This window comes from Paenibacillus glycanilyticus NBRC 16618 (assembly GCF_004000805.1).
Classification (GTDB): Bacteria; Bacillota; Bacilli; order Paenibacillales; family Paenibacillaceae; genus Pristimantibacillus; species Pristimantibacillus glycanilyticus.
In genome coordinates, this window is the sequence record NZ_BILY01000029.1 from 60,029 (window position 1) to 86,927 (window position 26,899).

27 protein-coding genes and 1 other RNA gene are annotated in these 26,899 nt (G+C 49.9%); 9 read left to right on the forward strand and 19 right to left on the reverse strand.

Annotated elements, in window-relative coordinates; all coding sequences use genetic code 11:
- The first annotated feature begins 92 nt into the window (after positions 1-92).
- Positions 93-611, forward strand: coding sequence for a thiol peroxidase (gene tpx, locus PGL01S_RS21145; protein ID WP_127496561.1), 519 nt, complete (start codon positions 93-95; stop codon positions 609-611).
- Between the two features lie 67 nt (positions 612-678).
- Here the strand turns inward: tpx and PGL01S_RS21150 are convergent, their stop codons facing one another.
- The 4 genes from PGL01S_RS21150 to cshA form a co-directional block, all read right to left on the reverse strand.
- Positions 679-1,062 carry a DUF1499 domain-containing protein gene (locus PGL01S_RS21150; protein WP_127496562.1) on the reverse strand — a complete coding sequence of 128 codons (384 nt, stop codon included), beginning with the start codon at positions 1,060-1,062 and terminating at the stop codon, positions 679-681.
- Positions 1,063-1,218: 156 nt separating this feature from the next.
- Positions 1,219-1,401: non-coding RNA, 6S RNA (gene ssrS / locus PGL01S_RS21155), on the reverse strand.
- Positions 1,402-1,452: 51 nt separating this feature from the next.
- The gene (locus PGL01S_RS21160; RefSeq protein ID WP_127496563.1) at positions 1,453-2,238 is read right to left on the reverse strand and encodes a YesL family protein; all 786 of its coding nucleotides are present in this window, start codon (positions 2,236-2,238) and stop codon (positions 1,453-1,455) included.
- 94 nt (positions 2,239-2,332) lie between these two features.
- A complete protein-coding gene (gene cshA, locus PGL01S_RS21165) occupies positions 2,333-3,925 on the reverse strand; it encodes a degradosome RNA helicase CshA (RefSeq protein WP_127496564.1) in 1,593 nt (530 codons plus the stop codon).
- 158 nt (positions 3,926-4,083) lie between these two features.
- On the opposite strand from cshA, the gene PGL01S_RS21170 reads away from it, so the two are divergent.
- The 3 genes from PGL01S_RS21170 (at position 4,084) to PGL01S_RS21180 (ending at position 6,633) form a co-directional block, all read left to right on the forward strand.
- Positions 4,084-4,923: a YitT family protein gene (locus PGL01S_RS21170; RefSeq protein WP_127496565.1), complete on the forward strand. Its 840-nt coding sequence runs from the start codon at positions 4,084-4,086 to the stop codon at positions 4,921-4,923.
- Positions 4,924-5,072: 149 nt separating this feature from the next.
- A complete protein-coding gene (locus PGL01S_RS21175) occupies positions 5,073-5,261 on the forward strand; it encodes a hypothetical protein (RefSeq protein ID WP_174806585.1) in 189 nt (62 codons plus the stop codon).
- Between the two features lie 184 nt (positions 5,262-5,445).
- Complete coding sequence (locus PGL01S_RS21180; protein WP_127496567.1) at positions 5,446-6,633, forward strand: putative glycoside hydrolase; 1,188 nt, start codon at positions 5,446-5,448, stop codon at positions 6,631-6,633.
- A gap of 197 nt (positions 6,634-6,830) precedes the next feature.
- Here the strand turns inward: PGL01S_RS21180 and PGL01S_RS21185 are convergent, their stop codons facing one another.
- The 9 genes from PGL01S_RS21185 to PGL01S_RS21225 all read right to left on the reverse strand — a co-directional run bounded on the left by PGL01S_RS21185 (position 6,831) and on the right by PGL01S_RS21225 (position 18,216).
- On the reverse strand, positions 6,831-9,866 hold the full coding sequence (locus tag PGL01S_RS21185) for an efflux RND transporter permease subunit (protein WP_127496568.1): 3,036 nt from the start codon (positions 9,864-9,866) through the stop codon (positions 6,831-6,833).
- 36 nt (positions 9,867-9,902) lie between these two features.
- Positions 9,903-10,592: a response regulator transcription factor gene (locus PGL01S_RS21190; RefSeq protein WP_127496569.1), complete on the reverse strand. Its 690-nt coding sequence runs from the start codon at positions 10,590-10,592 to the stop codon at positions 9,903-9,905.
- Positions 10,570-12,051: a sensor histidine kinase gene (locus PGL01S_RS21195; RefSeq protein ID WP_127496570.1), complete on the reverse strand. Its 1,482-nt coding sequence runs from the start codon at positions 12,049-12,051 to the stop codon at positions 10,570-10,572. The genes PGL01S_RS21190 and PGL01S_RS21195 overlap by 23 nt, the downstream gene beginning before the upstream one ends.
- A 91-nt stretch (positions 12,052-12,142) precedes the next feature.
- Positions 12,143-13,216, reverse strand: coding sequence for a sensor histidine kinase (locus PGL01S_RS21200; protein WP_127496571.1), 1,074 nt, complete (start codon positions 13,214-13,216; stop codon positions 12,143-12,145).
- On the reverse strand, positions 13,213-13,887 hold the full coding sequence (locus PGL01S_RS21205; protein ID WP_127496572.1) for a response regulator transcription factor: 675 nt from the start codon (positions 13,885-13,887) through the stop codon (positions 13,213-13,215). Before PGL01S_RS21205 ends, PGL01S_RS21200 begins: the two co-directional genes overlap by 4 nt.
- Before the next feature lie 17 nt (positions 13,888-13,904).
- Positions 13,905-15,665, reverse strand: a complete 1,761-nt coding sequence (locus tag PGL01S_RS21210) for an ABC transporter ATP-binding protein (protein ID WP_127496573.1) — start codon at positions 15,663-15,665, stop codon at positions 13,905-13,907.
- Between the two features lie 133 nt (positions 15,666-15,798).
- Complete coding sequence (gene pfkA, locus PGL01S_RS21215) at positions 15,799-16,767, reverse strand: 6-phosphofructokinase (RefSeq protein WP_127496574.1); 969 nt, start codon at positions 16,765-16,767, stop codon at positions 15,799-15,801.
- A gap of 24 nt (positions 16,768-16,791) precedes the next feature.
- The gene (locus PGL01S_RS21220; protein ID WP_127496588.1) at positions 16,792-17,820 is read right to left on the reverse strand and encodes a tetraprenyl-beta-curcumene synthase family protein; all 1,029 of its coding nucleotides are present in this window, start codon (positions 17,818-17,820) and stop codon (positions 16,792-16,794) included.
- Positions 17,821-17,898: 78 nt separating this feature from the next.
- A complete protein-coding gene (locus PGL01S_RS21225) occupies positions 17,899-18,216 on the reverse strand; it encodes a hypothetical protein (RefSeq protein ID WP_127496575.1) in 318 nt (105 codons plus the stop codon).
- A gap of 155 nt (positions 18,217-18,371) precedes the next feature.
- On the opposite strand from PGL01S_RS21225, the gene PGL01S_RS21230 reads away from it, so the two are divergent.
- The gene (locus PGL01S_RS21230) at positions 18,372-19,556 is read left to right on the forward strand and encodes an MFS transporter (protein ID WP_127496576.1); all 1,185 of its coding nucleotides are present in this window, start codon (positions 18,372-18,374) and stop codon (positions 19,554-19,556) included.
- 75 nt (positions 19,557-19,631) lie between these two features.
- Here PGL01S_RS21230 and PGL01S_RS21235 read toward each other — a convergent pair whose 3' ends face one another.
- A complete protein-coding gene (locus tag PGL01S_RS21235) occupies positions 19,632-19,829 on the reverse strand; it encodes a cold-shock protein (RefSeq protein ID WP_127496577.1) in 198 nt (65 codons plus the stop codon).
- 74 nt (positions 19,830-19,903) lie between these two features.
- Entirely contained in the window at positions 19,904-20,608 is a 705-nt protein-coding gene (locus PGL01S_RS21240; protein ID WP_127496578.1) for a class I SAM-dependent methyltransferase, read from the reverse strand.
- A gap of 153 nt (positions 20,609-20,761) precedes the next feature.
- On the opposite strand from PGL01S_RS21240, the gene PGL01S_RS21245 reads away from it, so the two are divergent.
- The 4 genes from PGL01S_RS21245 (at position 20,762) to PGL01S_RS21255 (ending at position 24,493) form a co-directional block, all read left to right on the forward strand.
- Positions 20,762-20,995 (forward strand): hypothetical protein, encoded by a 234-nt coding sequence (locus PGL01S_RS21245; RefSeq protein WP_127496579.1) that lies wholly within the window; start codon positions 20,762-20,764, stop codon positions 20,993-20,995.
- 156 nt (positions 20,996-21,151) lie between these two features.
- Positions 21,152-21,328, forward strand: a complete 177-nt coding sequence (locus PGL01S_RS30935; RefSeq protein WP_164775547.1) for a hypothetical protein — start codon at positions 21,152-21,154, stop codon at positions 21,326-21,328.
- 185 nt (positions 21,329-21,513) lie between these two features.
- Positions 21,514-23,304 (forward strand): oligoendopeptidase F, encoded by a 1,791-nt coding sequence (gene pepF / locus PGL01S_RS21250; RefSeq protein WP_127496580.1) that lies wholly within the window; start codon positions 21,514-21,516, stop codon positions 23,302-23,304.
- A 343-nt stretch (positions 23,305-23,647) separates the two neighbouring features.
- Positions 23,648-24,493, forward strand: coding sequence for a DUF4362 domain-containing protein (locus tag PGL01S_RS21255; RefSeq protein WP_127496581.1), 846 nt, complete (start codon positions 23,648-23,650; stop codon positions 24,491-24,493).
- A gap of 18 nt (positions 24,494-24,511) precedes the next feature.
- Here PGL01S_RS21255 and PGL01S_RS21260 read toward each other — a convergent pair whose 3' ends face one another.
- The 4 genes from PGL01S_RS21260 to PGL01S_RS21275 all read right to left on the reverse strand — a co-directional run.
- Positions 24,512-25,270, reverse strand: coding sequence for a cyclase family protein (locus PGL01S_RS21260; RefSeq protein WP_127496582.1), 759 nt, complete (start codon positions 25,268-25,270; stop codon positions 24,512-24,514).
- Between the two features lie 102 nt (positions 25,271-25,372).
- Positions 25,373-26,128, reverse strand: coding sequence for a class I SAM-dependent methyltransferase (locus tag PGL01S_RS21265; protein WP_127496583.1), 756 nt, complete (start codon positions 26,126-26,128; stop codon positions 25,373-25,375).
- A gap of 33 nt (positions 26,129-26,161) precedes the next feature.
- Positions 26,162-26,536 carry a VOC family protein gene (locus PGL01S_RS21270; RefSeq protein ID WP_127496584.1) on the reverse strand — a complete coding sequence of 125 codons (375 nt, stop codon included), beginning with the start codon at positions 26,534-26,536 and terminating at the stop codon, positions 26,162-26,164.
- A 165-nt stretch (positions 26,537-26,701) separates the two neighbouring features.
- A partial coding sequence (locus PGL01S_RS21275; RefSeq protein ID WP_127496585.1) for a DUF92 domain-containing protein occupies positions 26,702-26,899 on the reverse strand: 198 nt, incomplete at its 5' end.

A 26,899-nucleotide genomic window follows, 5' to 3' on the forward strand; every position in this document is an offset into this window, starting at 1 on the left:
CACTCCTTCCAACCATTGGACAACCCCGATTCATAAAGCTTATAATAAAACCTGTTACAAACCCTAAACGTGAGAAGGAGGACATATCCATTATGTCACAAGAACGCACTGGCGTTGCCGCATTTAAAGGCAATCCTATTACATTAATCGGACCGGAAGTAAAAGTGGGAGATCAAGCTCCTGATTTCACCGTCAACAAATCGCTTGTCGACTCCGTATCCTTGAAAGATTTCGCAGGTAAAGTAAAATTGATCAGCGTTGTTCCTTCGATCGATACAGGCGTATGCGATGCGCAAACCCGCCGTTTCAACGAAGAAGCCGCTTCGCTGGGCGATAACGTAATCGTGCTGACAGTAAGCGTCGATACTCCATTCGCGCAATCCCGCTGGTGCGGTGCGGCAGGCGTAGATAAAGTCGTTATGCTGTCGGACTTCAAATCGCATGACTTTGGCCAAGCTTACGGCGTATACATAAAAGAATTCGGTCTTGATATGCGCTCCATCTTCGTCATCGACGCAAACGATAAAGTACAATACGTCGAATATCTGTCCGAAATGACGGAACATCCTAACTACGAGCAAGCGATTAACGCGGTTAAAGCTCTCGTATAATTTACGCGTAAATAAAGCGAGTGAAGGCTTACCTTCCTCGCTTTTTTATTTATTATGTGATTCCTTCTTATGCCTTGAATGCAGCAAGCTTCTTGTCCAGCGTCCGGTAAATATCAAGAATAACCCGGTAATTGGAACCAAGATCGCCTAACGAGCCTTTGGAAGCGGAATAAATATCAACTGCCGAGGTAACAGGATTCACGCTAATAACGGTAACCGTTATATCCATTGTACGTCCCGTCATCGTACGTTTCTCCAGGACAATCTCCCCAACTGACTTCACTTCGTGGAGCAGCTTGTAGCCCTGCATCTTCTTCAGGGTGGACACGACTTCCTCCCATGCCTTTTCCTTCGAAAGCTTGTAGATATGTGATTTGAGCAGTGGGTCTTTAGCTTTATCGCCCGTCGCTTCGTGACTGCGAAGCAGTCCGATTAGAGTGCGCTTCAACAACGATGATCTCCCCCTCTAGCATCTATGTACATCAATATAATTGTAGCATGTTTATATGTATGAAAAAAGTCCATAAACCTGTTTCAACATACAAAAGCAGTTCCTTGATCATCCGGTGAGGATAACCAAGGAACTGCCGGTCACTATAATGGCAAGAAAAAACCCGCGAATGCCGTCCGACTTACATGCTTCTGAACCCGCTCTCGCAGGTGGGTGTCCGCAGAAACGTTTTTGAGATCCCCTTTAGGGGGCTTGTCAGCCGCGTTTCAATGTTGGTCTCCCTAGAAACAGCCATTGGTTCAAAACAACGAAAAGCCGAAACGAACATCGCAGGATGTATTGCTATTATAGACGTAAATCCGGCAAAAGTAAACTTCGCATTGCTTGCAATTACTGGTTCCTGTCTCTCTCCGAATCCGTAAGCTCCGCAAGCTCGTTTTCCTGCGCTTCCGCTGCCTTCTTCTTTTCGTTCTCCATCTGATCTTGAAGCTTGCGGTAGATCAAGTGGAAATTCCAGAAGGAAAGATAAGCGATTACGCTACCCATGAAAAACGGAATAAGGAACGTATACTGCGTACTGAAGTACATAACCGCTGCGGCCATAATCGCCGTCGAGAACGAACGGATCGGACGTCCGATCGTAATCAGAATCGCGTTCTTCAGCAATTGAAACGTTTTCATATGATAGTGCACAAGCATCGAGAAGAAGTTGAATAAGGAAACAACGAGAAGCAGGCAGATCGCCAGGTACAAATAGGAGAACAAATTGAACTTATCCTGGTAAACAATAAAATCAATAATCATGATGCCAAGAATAAGCGAATAGAAAATGCCGCCAATCATACTTTGCAAATAGTTCTCTTTGTAACCGCGAAAGAACGTTTTGAACATAGGTACATCGACTTCGCCCATCACCCATTTGCGTGCAATCGTAAACATGGCTGCCGTAGCCGGGAACAGGGTGAATGGCGCAATAACCGCCATCATAATTAATGTAGCATACACCTGACTGGTAATCGCAGAATCAGATGTATTCGCCGGGGCTGCAAGAAGTCCGCTCCAAGCGATAAATACAAACGGAATCGAACATACCAGCCATAAGATGTTAATGACCGCCAGACGCATTATCCATTCGGAAATCCGATACAAACCGCCAACAAGGCCTTTTGGTTCCATTTGATTCGCCCCTACCCTAATAGAATGATTATGAAAAAAAGGGAAAGCCCGGATGCCCGTTTAGGCATCACGGACTTCCCCTGATCTACATACCTTAGTTGTTTACGAAGTCTTCAGACGAATATTTCGGACGGCGCGGTTCGCTGCTGTTGCTGCGGCCTTCGCCGCTGCGTCCGCGTCCTCCACCGTTGTTGTCGCGATTGCGGTTTTCATAGCTGCCGCGGGATCCTCCGCCGCTGTTGCTGCGTCTGTCATCACGGCCGCGGTATCCGCCGCCGCCTTGACCGCCGCCGCGGTTGCCGCCGCCAAACGATCCGCCGGAGAAACGGCGACCATTCGAGCGGATATCCGGCTTGCGTTTTTTAGCGCGAAGCGGTTCTTCCGGCGTCAGTTCAACGCTAACGTCTTTCTTCTCGCCGGTAAGCAGCTTCAGAGCCGCTGCCATCAAATGCACGGAATCGTATTGCTCCAGCAATTGGATTGCGATGCCTTTGTACTCGGTGAAGTCTTCATTCTGAACAACTTCGAGCACGCGCTCAGCGGTAAGGCGTTGTTTGCCTTCGATCGCTTCGGCCAGGCTAGGCAAAGGCTTCTTGCTGATGCGTTGACGAGTAACCTTCTCGATGAAGTGAAGATGATCCACTTCGCGAGGCGTTACGAAAGAGTAAGCGGAGCCTTCTTTACCGGCACGGCCGGTACGGCCGATACGGTGAACGTAGCTCTCAGGGTCTTGCGGAAGGTCGAAGTTGATAACGTGAGTTACGCCCGATACGTCGAGACCACGTGCTGCCACGTCTGTTGCCACGAGAACATCGATGCTGCCATCGCGGAATTTGCGCATAACGTTATCGCGCTGGTTCTGAGACAGGTCACCATGCAAGCCATCAGCCGAATATCCGCGTTTTTGCAGACCTTCGCTGAGCTCATCAACACGACGTTTCGTACGACCGAAAATGATTGCGAGTTCAGGCGATTCCATATCGAGCAAGCGGGCTAGCGCTTCGAATTTCTGACGCTCGTGAACTTCGAAATAATTTTGTTGAATCGTTGGTGCTGTAACTTGTTTTGAAATAACCGCTACATGCTCCGGATTTTTCAGGAATTGCTGTGCCAGCTTCTGAATGTTCGGAGGCATAGTTGCCGAGAACAGCAAAGTTTGGCGCTCTTCCGGCACTTGCTTCAGAATGGATTGGATATCCTCCATGAAGCCCATGTCCAGCATTTCGTCCGCTTCGTCAAGAACAACGGTACGTACATCTTCAAGCTTAATGGTCTTGCGGTTAATATGGTCGAGCAAACGGCCCGGTGTACCGATAATAATTTGCGGCTTCTTTTTCAGCGCGCGAATCTGGCGACCGATTTCTTGTCCGCCATAGATCGGCAGTGAACGAAGACCTTTGTATTTAGTCAGCTTCCCGATCTCGTCTGCTACTTGGATAGCAAGCTCGCGGGTTGGCGTCATAATCAATGCAACGATACGTTCTTCACTAGTCGGAATTTTGTTAATAAGTGGAATTCCGAATGCAGCCGTTTTGCCTGTACCCGTCTGTGCTTGACCAATCATATCGCTCCCCGCCATTGCAATTGGGATCGATTTGTCTTGGATTGGGGTAGATTCCTCAAATCCAAGCTCCGTAATTGCCTGCAACACTTTCGGTTCCAGGCCAAATTCAGCAAATGTTTTCAAACTTTTCTCATACTCCTTTTATCTGCAGCCTACTAAAAAATATCCAAACCATTATAGCACATAACAACTTACGAATACCAGCAATGGGCAAAAAGCCATACTACCATAGATTAACAACCGCTGATTTTCGGCGAATTCAATTATGGAGATTACCAAAAATGAACAAATGGATTTTTAAACCTGCGGTTACCGCGGTAGTTATGACCATAGGCGCTTTGCTTATTGCCGGCGCGTTCAATTTGTTCCTGATTCCCCATCAATTGCTGAGCGGCGGCTTGTCCGGCGTTGCGATGATGATCGGCTATATTACCGGCGGAAATATCGGCTGGCTCTATTTGTTGCTTAATGTTCCGGTTCTAGTCTGGGGCTGGTTTATTGTGGGAAGGCGATTTATCATTTGGAGCATGTACACCGTGCTGGCCTCAACGTTATTTCTCCAGCTCATTCCTGTCGCAGCCATTGCCAAAGATATCGTGCTTGGCTCTGTTTTTGGCGGCATTATACTTGGCATCGGCACCGGTATGACACTTCGGTACGGTGGCTCCTCAGGGGGATTTGACATCATCGCATCCATTATAACACGAAAAAGGGACTTGCCCGTCGGTTCCATTATTTTCACCCTGAACGGTCTTGTCATCGCGGCCCTTGTCCTCTATACGCAGGATTGGAATCTGGCGCTCTACTCCCTGCTGTCCATCTATATCGCGGGGAAAGTGGTCGACATCATCCATGTCCGGCATATTAAAGTAACTGCCTTTATCATTACGACCAAGACGGAAGAGATGCTTACGAAGCTGCTAAGCCATCCTCGCGGCATTACGATCATCAAGACCAGAGGCGCCTATACGTCCGCCGAGCAGGATATGCTGATGACCGTCCGCACGCGGTACGAGCTTGCCGAGCTGCGAAAAACGATTGCCTCGATCGATAACCGCGCTTTCGTTAATATCGTGGAAACCGTCGGGGTTATAGGCGACTTCCGGCGGTCGAAGGATTAGCCCAGTTATAATAGACAAACATGGAATCATATACATATCCCTATGTTTTTGCATTTCATCCTGTTATAATGTGGTTATCCCGTTAACTTTGGTTTCTTGCCATATGATTTGCCCTGAACCTATGATGAAAGGGTGATGCTCAGGTGGATATGGAAACAGTCACATTGTCACAGATTGTGGAAAAGCTGGTGCCCGAGCTAAGTTCTTTCCTCACGAAGCGCGAGCTTGCGATTAACATCGTGCTGCGGGATGGATTAGCCGTTCTGGAACCGGAAGATGCAAGGGAAATTGTGCAGCATAGCATTTGCGAGCATCAAATACAGGCTTTACTGCAATGACAAAATGGGGTATAAAATCTAGAAAGTTAGCCTGCCGGCTTTAAGCCGGCAGGCTTTTTGTTTGCGCCCAAGACATGAAACAATTGCCTGCTTAGAAAGAGGCCTGACCGAAAAAAATAATGCCATGATTCCTTCTTCTGCTTTATAATTTGGATGAAAACGCTAACGGGGAGAGGGCATAATTATGGACATTATCTTTTCGACGCTGATGCTTTTGTATCATCTTGTTACGGGAACGGGAGAAGAAAATGCCGCCTCGAAACAGCTAGCTGCCTCTCTTTTTAACGCAGCCGCAGGAAAAACGATTATCCAAGCCGTACCGGCAATGACCACCGCAACGCCAGAAGCGCTCAGAGACGGCTTTAAGGCCGATCCCCAGCCGGATGCCCCAACCGTCAAAGGCGTCTACGTAACGGCTTACAGTGCCGGTGGATCGCGTCTGAACTCTCTGCTGAAGCTAATGGACGATACAGAGCTTAACAGCATGGTCATCGACATTAAAGATGATAACGGATACATAACCTATCCGACGCAAGCGCCCGAGCTGCTGAAGCTTGGCACCACGCAGAAATACATCTCTAACATCCAGGCCCTGATGTCCAAGCTGGAGGCTCACAAGGTCTATCCGATTGCCCGGATTGTCGTCTTCAAGGATACGGTTCTGGCGAAAAAGCATCCCGAGTACTCCTACCGTTACGCGGACGGCTCCTTATGGGCTAACGGCAAAGGAGACAGCTTCGTAAATCCGTATATCTGCGAAGTCTGGGACTATAATGTCGCAGTTGCCAAGGAAGCCGTGAAATTAGGCTTTAAAGAAATCCAATTCGACTACGTCCGCTTCCCGGAAGGATTCGAGAAAAAGGCGGATTCGCTAACGTTCACCAAAACCGAACAAAGCCGGGTTGACGCAGTAGCCGGCTTCGTGAAATACGCACGGGAGCAGCTCGAGCCGCTTGGCGTTCGGGTTTCCGTCGATATATTCGGCTATGCCGCGTCCGTGCCTGCCGCTGAAGGCATTGGCCAAGACTTTGTTAAGATATCAAGCGATGTTCACGTTATCTCTCCTATGATCTATCCAAGCCATTACGGCGCAGGGTGGTTCGACCAGCAGGATCCGGACAAGAGTCCGTATGCCACCATTGCCGGAGCAATGAAGGATACGCATAAAAAGCTCGATCCGATCGGAGACAAGAAGCCGATCATCCGTCCTTGGATTCAGGACTTCACTGCCAGCTGGCTGGGCAAAGGGCATTATATCAAGTACGGCCCTGCGGAGGTGGAAGCCCAAATCAAAGCCCTCCATGACGCCGGAGTTGACGAATACCTGTTATGGAATGCCGGAAACAATTATTCTGAGGGCGTCAAATACTGACGCTCCGACGCTCCGGTTATTTCGGTCGGTCGTTCCTTGCGGGTTGTTTCTTGATCAACTTGTTATTGGTTGAAACAAACGCGCAAAAGTCACGCCCGACTCGAAATAACCTCCGCTGACCATTAAAACCAATTCAATAAAAAAGGCTTCTTCGATCAATTACGGATCGAAGAAGCCTTTCTTAAATTCTGTATAAATTACTCAACAATAGCCTTACCTTTTTTCTTGCGGTTGAACAATTCATAGACCATCGGTACGAAAATCAATGTCAACAACGTCGAGCTGATCAGACCGCCGATAACGGTGATCGCCATCCCTTTCGAGATCAGGCCGCCCGATTCGAAACCAAACGCCAGCGGCAGAAGCGCGCCAACCGTAGCGATAGCGGTCATCAGGATTGGACGCAGACGAGTGCCCGCTGCTTCAAGCAGCGCTTCGCGAACGGTCAAGCCTTCTTTTTGCTTCTGAATGACGCGGTCTACGAGTACGATCGCATTCGTTACCACGATACCGATAAGCATCAGCATACCGATCAGAGCGGTCACGCTGATTGTCTCCCCTGCGATCCACAAGCCAACCAATGCACCGATAACGGTGAACGGCAGCGAGAACAGGATGGCAAACGGTGTAAGCCCTCCGCCGAATGTGATAACAAGAACCAGGTAAACAACAGCGATAGCGGCAAGCATAGCCAAGCCAAGCTGCATAAACGATTCTTGCATGTCTTCCGTTACGCCGCCCATTTTGATCTCAACGCCTGCCGGCAGCTTCATGCCGTCAATCGTTTTCTGAAGATCCGAGGACACGGCGCTAACATTGGACGATACCACGTCAGCCGTTACTTCCGCATTGATGCGGTCGTCAAGACGGGTAATCGTGTTCGGAGACTTGCCTTCTTCAATGGTAACAACATCCTTCAGAGCTACCTCTGCGCCGGTAACAGGCGATTTAAGCTTGACGTTTTCCAGGTCGGACTTTTCCTTGTACGTCTTTGTATCCACTTTAACGTATACATTTACGTCTTCATTGTTTTTCTTGATTGTCGTCAATACCGGATTTTCTCTAACCGGACTAAGCGCCATTGCCACTTGACCGGCAGTCAGGCCATATTGGCTAAGCTTCGCTTGATCCGCTACGATGCGGTATTGCTCATAACGCTCGGAGAGGCTCGAGTCCACTTTCTCCAGATCTTTATTTTCTTTCAGCTTGTTCATCAGATCGGCAACAACGGGATCAAGCGAATCCATATCCGGACCGTATACGACCATCGAGATCGTCGAACCGCCTACGCCGCCGCCAGCACCGAAGTTCTGCTCTTTCCATTCGCCTTTGCCGCCCAGCTTCTGAAGCAGCGGAACGATCTGGTCCTTCTCTTCGGAGAAGTTCTTCATGTCTTCATCGTAAGTCAGGTTAAACAAAGCTTGCTTCGATGCGCCGGGGCTCATCGGATTCTGTCCGCCTACCGCGTACTGCACGATATCAATGCCTTCGCGCTTCATCAGTTCTTTTTCCGCATTCAGCGCCATTTCCTCAACCTGCTCCTTCGTTTCGCCCGGAGCCGGGTTGTAAGTCACGATCATCGACTTCTGCTCATCGCCAGGCAGGAAGCTCATGCCGATCAGCGGCGTTAGCGAGAGGCTGCCTACAAGCAGAACAATCGCGATAAGGGAGGTAACGACTTTATGGTTAAGCGACCATGACAGAATGCCTTTGTACCAGGTTGCCAGTCGGCCATGCTTGTCGTGGTCTACAGCCTTGCCTTCCTTGATGCCGTTCTTGAACATCATATGAGCCAGCATTGGTACGACGGTAATCGCAACAAGCAAGGAGGCGAGCAGGGCGAATACGACGGTCAAGGCAAACGGCGTGAAGATCTCGCCAACCATGCCGGATACGAACGACAGCGGAAGGAATACGGCAATCGTTACAATCGTCGAGGACATGATCGGAACGAACATTTCGCGGGTCGCATCCAGAATCAATTCTTTGCCTTTCAACCTCTCGCCTTTAAGCGCCATACGGCGGTACACGTTCTCGATAACGACAATCGAGTCGTCGATAACCCGCCCGATCGCGATTGTCATAGCGCCAAGCGTCATAATATTAAGCGTAATATCCATCCGGCTCAAGATGAGCAGCGCAATCAGAATCGACAATGGAATCGATACGACAGCAATAATCGTGGAACGGATGTCGCGCAGGAAGATCATGATGATGAGCACCGCGAACAAAGCACCGATAACCGCTTTCGTGATCATCGTCTCAACCGATTTCTCAATCGGTTTGCCTTGGTCGAGCGTTGTAACGATCGTCAGGCCATCGTTCTTCTCTTCCATAACCTTAATGGCATCCTTCACGTTGTTAACAACGTCAACCGTATTGGCATCCGCCGCTTTTACAATGTTAATGCCGATGGAATCCTTGCCGTTCGTGCGGGATACCGATTCCGCTTTGCCTTCAACCGTCAGCTTCGCCACATCGCTAAGCTTAACGTTCGGCATCAGAATCAGATTGTTCAGATCTTCTTCCGTAGATACGTTGCCGTCAACAACTACCGCTTTCTCGGTATCGCCGAACTCGAAGATCCCAAGCGGAGCTTTCATTGCGGAGGCTTGAATGATGCCTTTCACGGCATCTTCCGTCAGGCCAAGCTGCGCAAGCTTAGCTTGATCGAACGCAAGCTGCCCTTGCATCACGTTCTGGCCGGAAATCTGAACATCCGCCACGCCAGAAATCCCTTGCAGTTCAGGCAAAACGCTGGAGTTGACCAGATCGGTCAGCTGCGCCAGATCCTGCTTGTCGTTCGCGAAGCTAAGAGAAATGACCGGGAAGGCATTCAGGCTGATCCGGGATACATCCGGATCTTGCGCTCCTTCAGGCAATTTCAAGTCAGCAAGAAGGCTTTTTACATCGCTTTCCGCCTTATCCATATCGGTACCGAATTTATATTGAATGATGACCGACGATGCATTCTCGAAGGAGGTCGAGCTGACGCTATCTACCCCTTCCATATTCCGTGTCTGCTGCTCGATTGGCTTCGTAACTTTCTCCATCACTTCTTCCGGCGCTGCGCCGGGCAGCACCGTGGTTACGCTGACGATTGGCACCGTAATGTCCGGCAGCGTCTCCATCTTCATGTTCAGGCCGGAGTACAGGCCCGCGAACAGGACGATAACCGTCATGATCCATAAAGCAAATTTGTTATTCAGCGAAAACTTGATAATGCTCTTCAAACCTTCCCACTCCTTCTCTATTATCTGCTCTTGCTCTTACACTTTGAACCTGTATCCGACGCCCCATATCGTCTCGATATATTGCGGGTTCGACGGGTCATGTTCGATTTTTTCACGCAGCCTCCGAATATGAACCGTTACCGTAGCTGCGTCGCCGTTTGAGTCAAGACCCCATATCCGCTCAAACAGCTCCTCCTTCTCAAAAACCCGGTTAGGATGGGAGGCTAGAAGCAGCAGGAGATCATACTCCTTGGAAGTCAGCATGGCCTCCCGGTCATGAATCGTAACTCTTCTGGATGTTTTATCGATCATAAGACCCCGGATTCCGATCTGCTCGTGACTCTCGCCCCGCTCGGCAGTCAGCCGCTCGTATCTGGCTAAATGCGCCTTCACCCTTGCCACCAGCTCGCTTGGACTAAACGGCTTCGTCATGTAATCATCCGCGCCTAGACCAAGTCCTCTGATCTTGTCGATATCTTCCTTCTTCGCCGTTACCATCAGCACCGGTATATTCTTCGTCTGCCTGATCTGGCGGCAGATTTCGAATCCGTCCAGCTTCGGCAGCATGACATCCAGAATGATCAGATCGTAGGAGCCGCCCAAAGCCTTCTGCAGCCCGACGTCTCCGCGCCCTTCAATCTCGACGGCAAAGCCGTGGCTCTCCAGGTAATCCCGCTCCAGCTCGGCAATGGCCTTCTCGTCTTCAATGATTAGTATGCTCTTCATGCTCTATCACCACCGTTCTAACCGGCTCCGCTCTGGGGAGAAGGAAGCAGAATCTTGCTCCTCCGCCTTCCGCATTTTCCGCCCAGACCGTACCGCCATGCCCTTCAATAATTTGTTTGACAATAGCAAGACCTAACCCGCTTCCCCCCGTCTCGGAGTTCCGGGATTGCTCTGCCCTGTAGAACCGGTCGAAGATATACGGAAGATCTTCCTTCTCAATCCCGGGTCCCGTGTCCTCGACGGCAACGAGCACTTCGCTTCCTCTCTCCCGAACCGATACCGTAACCCTCTTGTCCGCGGATTCCGGGAGCTGGCCCATATACTTCTCGCTGTTGTTCAAAATATTCGTCAATACCCGTCCAAGCTTGTCCGGATCGGCCGCGATAAGCAGCTGCTCGCTGGGAGGAGCCTCAAACCTGAGCTGCACGCCCGACTTTTCCAGATCAAACCGCTGCTCCTCCAGGTAATGCCCTAAATATTTGACCGAATCGATCGTTTTGAAATCAAAGGCTACCTTGTGCAAATCCAGTTTGGAAAACAAAAATAATTCGTCAATCAATTGATCCATGTCGTTAGCCTTGTGATAAATGGTCTCCATATAACGCTGGCGCTTCTCGTCCGTGTTGGCGATGCCGTCCATAATGCCTTCCACATAGCCTTTAATCGCGGAGATCGGCGTCTTCAAATCATGCGAGATATGGGATAGCAGCTGCTTCCGGTTTTCCTCGTATTGCAAGCTTTGATCGATGGACTGCTTGAGCTGGATCCTCATCGCTTCGAAAGCCGCGGCAAGCTGGCCAACTTCGCCTTTGCTCTTAACAACAACCTTTTGCGATAAATCGCCGTCTTTGATCTGCAGGGCAGCCGTCTTCAGCGCATGAATCGGCCGAATGATGCTTCGGGATACATAATAGGTCAGAATCAGACTGGATAATCCTATAAACGCGATAAAGATCAAAGTTCCAATGGGCCTCCAAAGCGGCGGCACCACATCGTAACGGCGAAGCAGCAGCATCTGTCCGTTATGCCCGTCCGGATACCGAAAGGCGATATCGTTGACTTGGAACTTGAAAGCTCTGAAAGATACCGTGTCCGGGGACTTGTCAAACAAACCTTGCCAATCCTCATGCGGTGACAGTTCCTTCAAAAATACCGGAACCTCCGTTACGATTCCATCCTTCGTCATAATGAGGCCCGCCCATTGGTCAGCCAGCCTCCGCTGAAGCTTATCCGTATAAGCAGGGGACGACAGCTTGTCGGTATCATTCTCGAGAACGTATTTCAATTCACCGTAAATAAGGGACTGGTTCGTCTTTTCCTCCTTCTCCACGCGGAAATATTCCCTCAAATCCTGCATGCCTCCGGCATAAAGCACAAACACGACAAAACCCAAGATCAAGACCATCGGCAGAAAAACCATGGCCAAATACGACATGTACAGCTTCACTCGTATGGACAACCGTACTCACCCTGACTGCGGAAGTTTTGAATCTATCGTTTATCATAACCGTGAATTCTAAACGAACTCGAAAGCATTTCTTACAAAGTTCTTACAAATGGCTCCTCATTGCAGGAAGAGTTACGATAAAGACGGAGCCATGGCCAAGCTCGCTTTCCACGACAACGGTGCCCTGATGCATCTCGACGATTTTTTTCACCAGCGACAGCCCAAGTCCGCTTCCCCCAACCTTGCGGCTTCTTGCCTTGTCTGATTTGAAAAAGCGATCGAAAATAAGCTCGTGCTGATCGGCGGCAATGCCGATCCCGGTATCTTTGATCCGGAATTCCACAAAGCTCCCTTTTCGCCTTAAAGTAACGTCAATCTGACCGCCTTCCGGCGTAAACTTGATGCTGTTGCTGATCAGATTAATCCAAACCTGACTGAGCAGATCTTCATCGGCTTCAACGTAAACATCGTCCAGATCCGCATTAAGTTCAATGGATTTCCCCGTCCATTGCGGCTCGCAAGAAAGAATAAGCGTTCCGAGCTGTCGGTCCAGCCGGTAACGCTTAGGCTCAAAGGGATGCTTCTCCGAATCAAGCGAGGCAAGCCGGAGCAGGTTCTCGCTGAGCTTGGACAGCCTGGAGCTTTCACCTTCGATAATACGCAAATATTTCATCCTGGTGTCAGAATCAAGCGACTGGTTCTGCAGCGCACGCGCAAATCCGCTGATGGAGGTAAGGGGCGTCTGGATTTCATGCGAAACGTCAGAAATAAACTCCTGCCGAAGCTCCTCCAGCTTCTCGAGTCCGTCCGCCATGAGGTTAATCTCGTCAAGAATTTCCATGTACCTTGGATCCATCTTGCCGAAGTTGAGACGCACCTTGAAATCCCCTTGAGCAATCCGTCTAAGCGCTTCTCTCATCGAATTCGTAAATTCCTTCTGCCTCTTATGGAAAAAGAAGAAGCCGATCAACTGGATCACAAGCCCCATCAAAAAGAAACCGCCCAGCAGATTCAACAGTTGAGCGACATAATGATGTGGAGTCCAATCGATTTGGTTGTATAGCCAGTGACTAAAAAAATAAACGGCAGTCCAGCATGCCGTAACAAATGAAAGCATGAGGCTGAATTGGCCTATTCTTACGAGAACTTTAAGTACAACCTTAAGCTTCTCCTTCAACCCTGCACCTCCAGACGATAGCCTAGCCCGCGAATCGTCGCAATTCGGAACGTATGCAGCGCTTCGGGAAATCTTTCGCGCAGCCGATTGATATGGACATCCAGCGTCCGTTCGTTCCCTTCGAAATCATACCCCCATATTTCTTCAATGAGCTGCCCGCGCGAGAACGATTGCCCCGGATAGCTGGCCAGCTTGAACAAAAGCTCGAACTCCTTAAGCGGAAGCGTCATGCTCTGTCCATTGACCTGAACGGCATAGGTTTTCCGGTCAAGAGTAAGATCCCCCGCCTGAACGGTTTGCGAAGAAGCGATCCGGTAACGCTTAAGCAGCGCCTTCACCCGCGCGATTAACTCCAGCGGTTCAAACGGCTTAACCAGGTAATCATCGGCGCCCAGCTCAAAGCCCTTCAGCTTCTGGGCCGTCTCCCCCTTCGCCGTCAGCATAAGCCGCGGCAGATCATAATGATCGCGGATCTCGGCGCATAACTCCCAGCCGTCCATGTTGGGCATCATCACGTCCATAATGACGAGATCCGCTTTGGCCGAATCCAATATTCTCAAGGCATCCAGCCCGTCACAGGCTTCCAGCACCTCAAATCCTTCAACCTTCAAGTAATGGCTGATTAATTCCCGAATATGCAAATCGTCGTCAACGACCATAATGCAAGCCATGTTCATTCTCCCTTTTTTTACGAGATTTTCTCTAAACGCAATTGCTGGTTGGCGAATTCGCGGTACAGCTCATGGGATTGCAGCAGCTGCTCATGCGTGCCTCTTCCCGTAATCGTTCCCTTCTCGACAAACAAAATTTGATCGGCATCCACCACCGTGGATAAACGATGCGCAATAACCAGCGTTGTACGTCCAACCATCAGATTGTCCAGAGCCCGCTGCACGACAATCTCCGATTTGCTGTCCAGGCTTGAAGTCGCTTCATCCAGCATCAGAATTTGCGGATCGCGCAGGATGGCCCTTGCGATTGCAATACGCTGGCGCTGCCCGCCGGACAGCTTGATGCCGCGCTCGCCGACCTCCGTCTCGTACCGGCCCGGAAGCTCATCGATAAAGACATCCGCATACGCCATTTTCGCAGCCAGCTCTATTTCTTCATCGGTTATCGTTCTGCCCGTGCCGTAAGTGAGATTATCACGGATCGTCCCGGCAATAATCGGGCTTTCCTGCGATACGTAGCCGATCTTGCTGCGCCAGTCATGCAAGGACAGCTCGAAGATATCCTCCTGTCCGATCCGGACAGTTCCTTGCTGCGGTTCATAAAATCGTTCAAGAAGCGAGAACAGGGTTGTTTTCCCGCCTCCGCTCGGACCAACAATCGCCGTCACCGTACCCGGCTGTAGCGTAAAATCGATATTCCGGAGAACGTCATCCTGCTCGCCGTATGCAAACGCGACGTCCTCCACCACAATCGGCTGCCTTGCGTCCAGCAATGGACGGCCTTGGCGGAAAGGCTCTTCATCCGAATGCAGGGTAGCGATAATCCGCTCCGTCGCTCCGATTGCCTTCTGCATTTGCGTGAAAAATTGCGAAATCTGGTTAATCGGGAACACGATCTGAATCAAATATAGAATAAAAGCGACTAAATCGCCTGCCGACAGCTCGCCTGACGATACGCGCATTCCGCCGTAAGCAATAATCAGAACAAGCATCCCCATCATGACCAGTCCTACAATAGGGAAAATAATTGCCTGCAGCTTGCCTTCCCGATTGCCGAGAGCAAGCAGCTTTCCGATGGAACGCTTGCCGTTGTTATATTCATAGTCTTCTGCATTTGATGCTTTTACTAATCGGATTTCCGACAGCGCCTGATCAAGCACCGTCGTAAAGGCTGCGGTCTCGTCTTGGAGCTCTCTAGAAATCTTCGTCATCTTCCGGCCGATCGGAATAAAGATCAGCATCGCAACCGGCACGGCGGTCAACATTAGCAGCGTCATTTTCCAATCCAGGAACAGAAGGATCGTTACCGCGCCAATAATCGAAATCAAGCCGTTAAAAAATCCGGTCAAATGCTCGGTAATCAATCCTTTGACGATTCCCGTATCATTGATTACCCGGCTTACCGTATCCCCTGTCCGGTGCTTATCGAAATAGGGCACGGTCAAGACTAGCAGCTTCTTCCATAACCGGTCGCGCAGGCTTGCGACAACGCTTTGCCCAACCCGGTTCAGCAAGTAGATGGAAACCCCCGATGCCGCCGCTTGCCCAAGAAAGGCCAGGCATAGCCCAATAATCTGCATAGTGCTTATATCGGTAATGGAAAAGCTGTCCACCACATTTTTCGTTAATAAAGGTACAGCCAGCCCAACAACGGTAGAAATCACGCTTAATCCTATCGCGATTCCGAGCAGCCATTTCGAAGGTTTAGTGTCGAGCATCAGCTTCAGAAACGGACGCCAGCTCCCTCCGACATTACGCTCCTTCTTCTCTTGTCTCATTAATTTCATCCCTCTCCTGCCAACATTCTAGTCTTTCTGAAGAATACTACGGCATTGTAAACCCAATTTAAACAAAAAAACGCCAGAGCAGCAATTGCTCTGGCGGGTTGCATTCTCGTTATAAAGGCTTGACTTATTGGGAAAGGCGAAGAGCCAGGTTGTACATTTCCATATTAAACGGCTTCTTGGAATTAACGACTTTATCAATATCCGTCGTTACCAGCTCGCCGCGGACAATACCGCAGGCTTTGCCGGACTCGCCTTCCATCAGCTGATGAACGGCAAAGTCGCCCAGACGGCTTGCCAGAATCCGGTCCATCGCTGTTGGCGTGCCGCCGCGCTGAATGTGACCCAGAACCGTTACGCGAGGCTCCAGTCCGCAGCCCTTCGTAATTTCTCTTGCCACGTCTTCACCGCGTCCCGCGCCTTCCGCAACAACTACGATACTATGGCGTTTGCCTTTTGCAAAGTTGCTCTCCATGCGCGCGGACACTTCAGCCATGTCGATAGGCACTTCCGGAACGATGATCGTTTCCGCGCCGCTCGCAAGACCCGCGTACAAAGCGATATCCCCGCAATGACGGCCCATAACTTCCACAACCGACGAACGTTCGTGCGAAGACATGGTGTCGCGGATTTTGTTGATCGCGTCGACTACGATGCTGACAGCGGTATCGAAGCCAATCGTGAAGTCCGTAAACGGAATATCGTTGTCGATTGTACCGGGAAGCCCCATCGTCTTAATGCCAAGCTTGCTTAATTTATTAGCGCCTTGATATGAACCGTCGCCGCCGATAACGACCAGGCCGTCAATACCGCGTGCACGCAGTACTTCAGCGCCGCGCTGCTGTCCTTCAAGCGTCGTAAACTCTTTGCACCGCGCCGTTTGAAGAATCGTGCCGCCGCGTTGGATGATATCGCCTACGCTGCGAAGATCCATCTTGAAGAGGTCATCATTAATCAGACCTTGATAGCCGCGTTGAACGCCATATACGTCGAGACCATTATACAGAGCGCTCCGGACAACGGCGCGGACCGCCGCGTTCATGCCTTGAGAGTCGCCTCCGCTCGTTAATACAGCAATAGATTTTACAGATGACATAATCATTCCTCCAAGTAGTTTTATCTAAACCTGTTGTCTTCGAATCCAGATGCTGTTGACCAAAAAAAACAGGCGGGTAAGCGGGCTGTTCTTCATCAGCTTGCGGGATGCGGCCAGCACATCCGACTGGGTCCGGACCTTGGGATCGGATAGGTAAAGGGCTAGCAGCCCTTCGATTATAAGCCGGTGAAAGCCGGCTGAGGGGAGCTTTTTCACATCTTCCCTGGCCCTATTAACAATCGTGACAATCCGTTCTACAAGCTGCTGCTGACTGTCGTAATAATGACAGAAATTCAAATCGCCGCCGGCTCGGTCTTCTTCCTGATCGATCAAATAATCGAGCATGATATGAAGGCCGCACACATGCGGAAAATATATATTTTTAATTGCTTCCGCGTCTTCCGGACGTAGCGTCTTGTCGCTCGCCGCGGTAAACAGCATAAACATGCCTAGCGTCGAGCCTGTCGCGGCTGCAAATTCATTCCAATATAAATCGGGAAACCTGTGGGCATGCAGCTTCCACCAAGCGAGAAGACTATCCTCGCGCAGGTCCTTGCGGATATGCTTATACACCTGAAGATCGGTGTACAAGCCAACAAGCTCCGTAACATACGGCTGTGCCGAAGCATACGAAGGCAGCATTGAAACACAGTGTTGACACAAATTTACCAAATGATGCAAATAACCGCCGTCGTTCCGTTCCTGGCGCAAAGCGTAGTAATCCTTTACCGCTGCTGACGGGTCGACCGCATCCAGCATCGATTGATGGAGCAAACGGAAATCATCCGGATCCAGCGAAGTGCTCCGATCGCACAGATTGTCCAAATAATCGCTGATCGTCTGAAGCGCCACTATTAGCGGGATGAGAACATACCGCTCGTCCAAATTCATAGACGCGTAAATCGCGCCGCCTTGGCAATGAAACTTCTTGCTGTCCATGCTCTGAAGGGCCTGTGACCTAAGCTCGGGATCCGGAATCTGCTCGGCCAGCCTGCGCAGCTTGCGCAGCTCGATATTCACTTCAGGCAATATGTACTTGTAGACGCGGTGCATGAGCTTTAACGGGCGTTCGGGTACCCGATTGCCGGACAAAGTCGTTACTCTCACAACGCACCCCTTTCTAAGACAGCCTTACGTATGCGGGCGGGAATCCAGCTCCTGATTCGTACGGTACCAGATATGCAAGTCGTTAATCCGGCTGGCGTATTCGGCAATCTCCGCGTTCAAACGGCAAGACTCTTCGAAGTTCTCTTCCTCGTACAATTGATTCTGCATACGGTTAATAACTCTCTCAAATTCCATAACCCGATCCGGTATTGTTCCCCTAATGAGCTCCCAGCGTTCCACGATGTCCAGCTGCTCTACGGAAGAATACTGCTCCCAGTCCGCTTCGAGCACCGGCAATGCGATTAAGAGCCGCTCATTCCACTCAAACCGATACATCAACATTCGTGAACCTCCAGACAATAATGTACCATTTCGACAAACAATAATCCAGCCTATCATGCTATACTGTTAAACAATGTTGTTTTGATAAGTACATGCTTACGAAGTAAGAATTATAGCGAAGAACACGCGTTAATTCTTTTCAGGAGGAAAAACATATGGATCACTCAGGCAGCGAGACGCCTTCCGCGGCTACGGTCAAACGGGATACGCTTTCGCTAAGGGCCTTCAGCTTTGCGATGTACTCCACGCAGGCTCTGCTCATCTCTTACATCCCCTTATATTTTATGGATCAGGGGTTCTCGGCGCATCAGATCGGCATTATTTATTCGACCGGCCCTTTTATCTCTATCTTTGCAAACCTCTTGCTAGGCATGGCCAGCGACAGGTTCCGGACGATCAAGAAGCTGCTTACCGTTCTGCTGTTCGGTCAGCTGGTTATGATCTCTCTCTTGTTCCCGGTTCATCACTTTGCCCTTATCTGTCTTGTCATGACGGCCTTTTATTTCTTTCAGACACCAATGAACCCGCTTAGCGACAGCCTGATCCTGCTCGCCAGCCAGCACATTAAGACTCCGTATGCGCTAATCCGCATATTCGGCTCGCTTGGTTTTGCCGTATCGGCTTACCTGTTTGGTTTAATCCTGAAAGGGATTGGCACAGAATGGACGTTGCCGCTTGGTCTGGGCACGATAACCGTAACGATCCTATTGTCGTTCTTCTTGAAGGATTACCATGGCAATACCCGCAAAATCGACTTTTCGGGATTTTTCAAATTGCTTCGCAAGCCCGAAATCCTATTTTTCTTCTTCATTATATTGCTTGTGTCGATCAGCCACCGGATGAACGAAAGCTTCCTGGCCGTAGCCCTGCGGGAGATGGGCGCATCGGATTCCCAGGTTGGATTGGCTTGGCTGTTCTCCGCGATCAGCGAAATTCCGGTATTGTTCCTGATGGGCAAATACGGACATAAATTCAAAGAGCTGCCATTGCTCGTATTCGCCTGCCTGATGTATATGCTCCGGTTCTGGCTGGCTTCCGTGCTGGAGGATCCCCGTCTTGTGCTCAGCACGCAGCTTATGCACAGCGTCAGCTTCGGCATCTATTTCTCAACGGCACTCCGTTACTTGTCGCAGCTTATTCCGGACGAATACCGCTCTTCCGGCCAGGCCGTCTATGCCGTTGTATGGTCGGGACTCGCCGGCCTAATCAGCGGTACGGTCGGAGGATATTTCTTCGAGCATTTCGGACGGAGCAGCTTTTATCAAATGGGAGCCGTGCTTGCCCTGATCTCGGCAGTTCTGTTCTTCTGCCAGCATGTATTTGGACGAAATAACACTTAAAACACAAAAAAAAGAGATCCTCTCGTATCGAGATGGATCTCTTTTGCTCTCTTGCGTGCTTATAAGCGGTTGATCTTATAATTTAATGACGTTGGACGCCTGTGCACCGCGATTGCCTTGTGTAATTTCGAATTCTACCGACTGACCTTCTTCCAGCGACTTGAAGCCGTCGCCTTGAATAGAGGAATAATGGACAAACACGTCTTCGCCATTCTCTACCGAGATGAAACCGTAGCCCTTCTCAGCGTTAAACCATTTAACTGTTCCCTTCAACTTTCACTACCTCCTAAAATAACCGCCGCTTGAAACGACGAGTAACATCATTATATCTGCCTAATTTGGAAAAATCAACAAATTGTAATTCGAAGGAATTGACTGGAGCCCGGAATAAAAGGAAGCCCCGATGCCATAAGCTCCGGCTCCCCACCGTTTGCCCTAACGGCAGCCAGCAATTCATCCATCCGTTCGTATGGCTTCCAGCCCAAGGAATACAGCGGATAGACTCTTACCTCTCCGCCCGGCTTGCACACCCGCATTAATTCCAGAAGGGATTGCTTGTGGAACTCAAAGCCAAATTGCTCGGCATATAGAAAAAGGAAATGACTGCACAAGACAAGCGAAAAAGCATGGTCTTCAAACGGAAGCTCCGGCAAGGATCCGGCTGTATACCGGTTGCGCCCTTCAGCTGACTGCAAATGCATGCGAAACCTCTCAAGCGATTGCAGCCGTCCTTCGCGATGCTGCTCCAGGCTGCCGTAATAGCTCCAGTCGAAATGCTCCCTCAGCTTATCAAGCTTAGCCGTAGAGATCTCGATCTCGGCTGCCGCCTCTTCGAGCCACGCGACTGTGTCCAACGCGTAACGGGGATCCGCAGCGGTTGCATCATATCCCCGGCTTACCGCATCCGCGGTGAACGAGGAACCGCCACCGGCGACATCCAGCACTTTACCCTTTGCCAGCTCGCGTTCCGTTAGCTCAAACATTCTCGCATACTCGTCAAATCCCCGGCATGTCATTGCCACGCCAACCTGCTCATATACCTGCTTACTCATCTCAAACACGCTCCTCATCTCGGCTCTTCTCGTCTCATCATTCCGCCTGCTTGCAGAATAGCCTAATTCTACCATCCGCTATTATTGATTTCCACCCCTAAATTTGGCTATGATGAACAGTATATCTAGGTAAGGAAAGGTGGACTTGCAACAATGTTTAAAAAACATGAAATTTTCAAAACCGATAAATACAATATGCTTACCGTGGAGGTTCAAGGCAAAACCTTGATCGTCCGCGAAATTTCCGATCAATGGGGTGAAGAGACCCATACCTTCGTCAGCCGTCCGGAAATGATGCATTGGGCGGAAAACCGGTTCAAGCCCGAGCAATTCACCGGACGCGAGGAAGAACGGGAAAATATTCTGAAAGCGCTGAAAGAGGTATAAACCGGCAGGAAATATTAACCTGCACGGCGAACACATATCGTTACAACACAGTGCATAGACAATAGACTAGCGCATGCTTTCGTAGTAATTTGCTTCGCAAATTTGAGCATATGCTTCCGAAGCAAAATTGCTATGCAATTTTTTTAGGAGGAACAAATGGGCTCCGTAAACGCAATATTTATCATTTCCGCCTTCGTGCTTGGCGGCCTTGTTATTCTTAAGCGCGATTCCATGGCGCCACACCTGCGCAGATGGATGGCAATCGTATCTATCGTCTTAATCGCATTCGCCTTTTTCCTCATTGTGTACAGCTTCTTTACACTGGGAACTTAGGACATGATTGGAAGCATCACCGGACATACTAGGACAAACTGTGTTCCCGAGGTGATCTTCCGCGAATGAAATGGCTGCCTGTCGTATTAGCGTTATGCCTTGCTCCCGGTTCGGCTTCCGCCGACGCCGGCAAGCAGGCTGCGTCATATCACCAATCATCTATATCCGTACCGAGGAGGAGTTCGATGAATCACGTACCTAAGCGTTCCGAAACCGCAGTAGAAGCCCGTTGGAAACTGGAGGATCTGTTTGCCGACCAGGCTGCCTGGGATAAAGAGTTTGCCGAGGCAAAGGCTTTGATCAAGAAAGTCGGAGCTTTCGAAGGCAAGCTGGGCGATCCCGCTCAATTGAAAGCCTGCTTCGAGCTGGAAGATGAGCTCTCCCTGCATGTTGAACGGCTTTATGTATATTCCAATATGAAGCATCACGAGGATACCGCTGAACCAACCTATCAGGCTCTGTCCGACAAAGCCAAAAAAATCAGCGTGGAAACCGGCGAAGCCCTCTCCTATATTACGCCGGAAGTATTGTCCCTGTCCGATGCCGAGCTAGACGCTCTGATCGAGAACAAGGAACTTGCGGTATTCAAGCATACGCTGGAAGAGATGCGCCGCCAGAAAGCGCATGTCCTGTCCAAATCGGAAGAAGCGTTGATGGCGCAGGTCGGCAACGTAAGCTCCGCTCCGGGTTCGATCTACAGCATTTTGAACAATGCGGATCTGAAATTCCCTAAAGTGAAAAACGAAGCCGGCGAGGAAGTCGAACTGACTCAAGGCCGCTACATTCAGTTCCTGGAAAGCAAAAACCGCGAAGTGCGCGCTAACGCTTTCCACACGATGTACGATACATACGGCAAATTAAAAAACACCCTCGCAACAACGCTGAATGCGAACGTTACGAAAAACATTTTCTACGCGCGGGCACGCAAATACCCTTCGGCTCTTGGCATGTCGCTGTATGGCGATAACATTCCGGAGAGTGTCTATACGAATCTGATCGATACGATCCATAAGCACATGCCGCTTATGTACCGTTACATGAACCTCCGCAAAAAGCTGCTTGGCGTTGACGAGCTTCATATGTACGATCTGTTCGCACCGCTAGTCGACGAGTTCGACATGGAAATCAAGTATGACGACGCGAAAAAAATCGTCAAAGAAAGCTTGAAGCCGCTTGGCGAGGATTATTTGTCCGTGCTGCAGGACGGCTTCGATAACGGCTGGATTGACGTGTACGAGAACGAAGGCAAGCGCAGCGGCGCTTACAGCTGGGGAGCTTTCGGCACGCATCCATACGTGCTGCTGAACCATAAGGATAACCTGAACAGCATGTTCACCTTGACGCACGAAATGGGCCACGCGCTCCACTCGTACTACTCGGATACGAACCAGAACTACCGCGATGCGCAGTACACGATCTTCCTTGCGGAGGTTGCGTCTACGCTGAACGAAGCGCTGCTTATGGATTATCTGCTGAACAAGTCCACGGATCCGAAGGAAAAAATGTATCTGCTGACTTACTATGCAGACCAGTTCCGCACAACGGTATTCCGTCAAACGATGTTTGCCGAGTTCGAGAAAATCATTCACGAGAAAACCGAGCAAGGCGAGTCGCTGACTCCGCAGGATCTGAGCAAAATCTACTACGACCTGAACGTGCTCTACTATGGCAAAGACATGGTTGTAGACAAGGATATCGAGATGGAATGGGCGCGGATCCCGCATTTCTACAACAGCTTCTACGTGTACAAATACGCAACCGGCTTCTCCGCGGCAACAAGCTTCTCGAAGCAAATTCTCGAAGAAGGCGCTCCGGCGGTTGACCGTTACCTCGGCTTCCTGAAGAGCGGCGGCAGCGACTTCTCGATTAACATCCTGAAGAAAGCCGGCGTTGACATGTCCTCCCCAGAGCCAATCGAGCAAGCGATGAGCGTGTTTGAGAGCTTGATTGAGCAGATGGAGGAGTTGACGAAGTAAACGGATCGGTTGGTGCTTGCTTAGAGGACGGGATGGTTCCGAGGACGGGAAAGGATCTCCTTCCGGCTGCTGTTGGAATCGGGAATTTTGAATGACACCTAAAGGTGTATTACCGAGTTCCAAAGGCAAACGCTCCGCTCCTCCAGGAGTTCCTTCCCCTCTCTCTTCACCCATTCCTCTCAATTGCAGACCAAAAGCTCCCTTTACTTCGTGTAAAGGGACGGAAAGAGGAAAGACAGAAAAAGACAGACTCGGTGGTTTCGAGTCTGTCTTTTTTGTTGGTGCTAGCGCGTAACTTTCCAGTTATTCCCTGCGTCTATTTAAATATAGAAAGGGTGATGGGATGATTAATAAATGGAGATCAGGTTATCTAATCATGCTTGGCCTAGCGATATTGCTTATTGGACTAGCCGGCTGCAAATCCGAGCCCGATTCTAGCGCTCCGCCTGTTGGCTCAAACGATGGTATTGCGTACATGGAAACTCCGTTAAAAGAAGAGAATATCGTTAAAACTTTAAAGGCAAACGGTGTCGAGTTGACGGCTAGCCCTTCAGACTCCTATTTCAAATTAAATAAAGTGAAGCCTTCTATTTATGCGCTCCCGGGCAAAGAGAGAATTATGCTGTACGTTTATGACACTGCCAAAGATACGAAAAAGGCAAGACTCGATTTTGCGGAGCAAACCAAGGTCATGAACGTCAATTCGCCGCTATTTTATAACGTGAAAAACATCCTAATCCTGTACCAGCCTAACGTTAGCGGCGAACGCCCCCAAGAGAGAACCAACTACAATTCCGGCATTGAAAGCTCCATTGAACAGCTGTTAGGCGATGAAATTTATGTCCAGCATTTTAAATACTATAATGTCTCCAAATTGAAGAGCTTCATAAATAGCTTTATCAACCACCAAGCGGATCAAGTAAAAATAACATCATTGACTATCGAAGGCGATCCCATCTATATCTATCTCATCACTGACGGAACCAAGCTGCAATATGTACACGATAACAGTGAAGATGCTTTTGGAGGGAGCGATACAGGTGCCTCCAAAACGGAATGCACGAATATCGAACAGGAAAAAACTGAAGAAGGAAATATACGCTACGTCGCAACCGGATGTCAGATTGGCGATAACAGATCTATTATGACCATCCCTGAAAACTCCATGAAAAAAGACAGCGGGAGCTGATCCCGCTGTCTTTTTTATTTAATCCTGTAAAATGGCGACTGGACGGGACCAGCCTCCGCTTGCTTTTTCCACTTTGATCGGGAAGCAGCATACTTTGAAGCCGTATGGCTGCGGGATTTGGTCCAGGTTGGCCAGCTTCTCGATCTGGCAATATTCCCGGTCCTTGCCGACGAAATGGGCAGCCCACAAGACGCCTTCTCTTGGATCCTGTTTGAACGATTCCGCTTGCAGGTTGAGAGGAATATCCCATCCCCATCCGTCGGTACCCACTACTTTGATGCCTTGATCAAGCAGCCAGACCGTAGCTTCGGCCGATACCCCCGCATGCAGGAATGCATAATGCTCGTGGTATAAACGTTTGTCCGCATCGCTCCGGATCAGGACGATATCAAACGGTTTTAACGTGTAGCCGATCCGATCCAACTCGGCTTTCAAGTCTTCCGTAGTAATCTCGTAGCCAGGCGGCTTAGCGCTGAAATCCAGCAATACGCCGTCGGAAAAGAACCATTCGAGAGGAAGCTCGTCAATCGTTCTGGCCGGCTTGCCTTCCGACGTTGGCCAGTAATGCCATGGCGCGTCTATATGAGTGCCCGCATGCGTATTCAAGGTTACCGTTTCCGTCGCCCACGCTTTGCCTTCCGGAAAATCCTCCTGCTTAAGCCCAAGGATAGCCGCTGCTTGCTGCGCCCCTGCTTCATGGCTCGAATATTCGATTTTGGCAGGCAAAGGCTCTCTGATTGATGGACTGATAGGAACGCTTAAATCGATTATTTTCATCACGCAATTCTCCTTGTCTCCCGATTCAAGCCCCATTATACCACAATCCTCCAACCGCTTAGATAGAGATTCCGTTAACAAGGCAGTTTGCAAAAGTTGAATTTATACTTCGCCCCAGTAGATTTCGGTCTCATAGTCGAAGGAGATTAGACCGTTTTTCTCGGTAGCGTCAAAAAGCTTCCGAAGCTCAGCCATTAAAGGCTCATGGTTAGGATGGCCGGGCAGCGGCATGTAAGAGGAAGACGACATCCGTCCGCTTAATTGCTCAAAGTTAAGCAGGCTTAATAACGGGAAGGTTGCCTTATGGAGTTCTCCGTCTTTAAAGAACGGCGTAAGGGCGTCTTGGGAAATATTTTTGTGGCCCACCTTCTCGTAATCGATGCCGTAAGTCCGGAGCAGCCGGTCGTAGCCTTCCAGGAATGGCGTGCCGGTTGTTAAACGCGAGTTCCAGATCAGCACGGCTTTGCCGCCGGGCTTTAAGATCCGGTTGAATTCCGCTTTTGCCGCGGTACGGTCAAACCAATGAAAGGACTGGGCGCAAACGATAAAATCAACGGAATCGTCCGCAAGACCGGTCTCTTCTGCTGAACCCGGAACCGCTTGGAATTTGGGATATCCGCTTAATTGCTCAACGGCTGCCTGCCGCATATCGGGATTAGGCTCAACGGCGGTTACGTTGCTTCCCTTTTCCAAAAGCAGCCTGGTGAATATGCCCGTCCCCGCTCCAATATCCGCAATAGAGGATTCCGGAGTGAGCCCGATTGTTCCATACATATATTGAATAACCTCGTCCGAATAGCTCGGACGGTATTTGACATACTGATCAACCCGGTCGGAAAAACGCTCCTTGCTGTTCATCGATTCGTCATCTCCTAATCCATTCATTAATTATTAGAGCCATTCCAGAAATTCAAGTCGGTTTCCAAAAGGATCGTTTAGATAAAATCGCACGACTCCTTCATCAGACCGCGCATGATCATCCATCACTTGAATTCCCTCTTGAAGTAAATACTCCCGAAGCGCATTTAAGTTCTGCACCTGAAACGCAGGATGAGCTTTTCGGGCGGGGACAAAGTCGCCTTGAACTCCGATATGCACCTGGTGCGCTCCGCATTGAAACCATACTCCGCCGCGTTTCATCAGATTTTGAGGCTTTGCGATCTCTCTCCAGCCAAGCAAGTCAGCGTAAAAGCTGCGCGCTTCCCGTTCACAGCCTTCTGGTGCCGCTAATTGAACATGATCGATTCCAGTGAATAAGAAAGACATCCTCCCACCGCCTATTGTTTCACCAAATGAAACATAGTTTCAATTTATAATTCCATTTTATAGGAAACCGATGCGGAAATCCAGTAGCTTCATGCTTAAAAAGGATAAAAAAAGACCCCAGCAAAAGATTAGCTGTCTTCAAGCTAAACTTTTGCTGGGGATTGTTTAAAAGAGGGCGCCGATGGCCCAGCCAAGCAGGCCGGCGAAGACCGACGACAGGAGGTTCACCCTGTCGTTGTTCAGCGCGGCCAAGCCGCGCACCCGCTCTGCCGCCGTCCCGCAATGGACGGCGCGCTCGGTCTCGCTGCCGCATACCCGGCAGCGGAACATGGCCTGGCCGGTGGCGCCGAGCAGCGAATCGGC

Excerpts from the sequence above, each read along its gene's own strand:
- tpx (WP_127496561.1), top strand. The coding sequence starts at position 93 with ATGTCACAAGAACGCACTGGCGTTGCCGCATTTAAAGGCAATCCTATT.
- PGL01S_RS21160 (WP_127496563.1), bottom strand. The coding sequence starts at position 2,238 with ATGGAACCAAAAGGCCTTGTTGGCGGTTTGTATCGGATTTCCGAATGG.
- PGL01S_RS21170 (WP_127496565.1), top strand. The coding sequence starts at position 4,084 with ATGAACAAATGGATTTTTAAACCTGCGGTTACCGCGGTAGTTATGACC.
- PGL01S_RS21175 (WP_174806585.1), top strand. The coding sequence starts at position 5,073 with ATGGAAACAGTCACATTGTCACAGATTGTGGAAAAGCTGGTGCCCGAG.
- PGL01S_RS21180 (WP_127496567.1), top strand. The coding sequence starts at position 5,446 with ATGGACATTATCTTTTCGACGCTGATGCTTTTGTATCATCTTGTTACG.
- PGL01S_RS21190 (WP_127496569.1), bottom strand. The coding sequence starts at position 10,592 with ATGAAGAGCATACTAATCATTGAAGACGAGAAGGCCATTGCCGAGCTG.
- PGL01S_RS21205 (WP_127496572.1), bottom strand. The coding sequence starts at position 13,887 with ATGGCTTGCATTATGGTCGTTGACGACGATTTGCATATTCGGGAATTA.
- PGL01S_RS21210 (WP_127496573.1), bottom strand. The coding sequence starts at position 15,665 with ATGAGACAAGAGAAGAAGGAGCGTAATGTCGGAGGGAGCTGGCGTCCG.
- pfkA (WP_127496574.1), bottom strand. The coding sequence starts at position 16,767 with ATGTCATCTGTAAAATCTATTGCTGTATTAACGAGCGGAGGCGACTCT.
- PGL01S_RS21220 (WP_127496588.1), bottom strand. The coding sequence starts at position 17,820 with ATGCACCGCGTCTACAAGTACATATTGCCTGAAGTGAATATCGAGCTG.
- PGL01S_RS21225 (WP_127496575.1), bottom strand. The coding sequence starts at position 18,216 with ATGTTGATGTATCGGTTTGAGTGGAATGAGCGGCTCTTAATCGCATTG.
- PGL01S_RS21230 (WP_127496576.1), top strand. The coding sequence starts at position 18,372 with ATGGATCACTCAGGCAGCGAGACGCCTTCCGCGGCTACGGTCAAACGG.
- PGL01S_RS21240 (WP_127496578.1), bottom strand. The coding sequence starts at position 20,608 with ATGAGTAAGCAGGTATATGAGCAGGTTGGCGTGGCAATGACATGCCGG.
- PGL01S_RS21245 (WP_127496579.1), top strand. The coding sequence starts at position 20,762 with ATGTTTAAAAAACATGAAATTTTCAAAACCGATAAATACAATATGCTT.
- PGL01S_RS30935 (WP_164775547.1), top strand. The coding sequence starts at position 21,152 with ATGGGCTCCGTAAACGCAATATTTATCATTTCCGCCTTCGTGCTTGGC.
- pepF (WP_127496580.1), top strand. The coding sequence starts at position 21,514 with ATGAATCACGTACCTAAGCGTTCCGAAACCGCAGTAGAAGCCCGTTGG.
- PGL01S_RS21255 (WP_127496581.1), top strand. The coding sequence starts at position 23,648 with ATGATTAATAAATGGAGATCAGGTTATCTAATCATGCTTGGCCTAGCG.
- PGL01S_RS21260 (WP_127496582.1), bottom strand. The coding sequence starts at position 25,270 with ATGAAAATAATCGATTTAAGCGTTCCTATCAGTCCATCAATCAGAGAG.
- PGL01S_RS21265 (WP_127496583.1), bottom strand. The coding sequence starts at position 26,128 with ATGAACAGCAAGGAGCGTTTTTCCGACCGGGTTGATCAGTATGTCAAA.
- PGL01S_RS21270 (WP_127496584.1), bottom strand. The coding sequence starts at position 26,536 with ATGTCTTTCTTATTCACTGGAATCGATCATGTTCAATTAGCGGCACCA.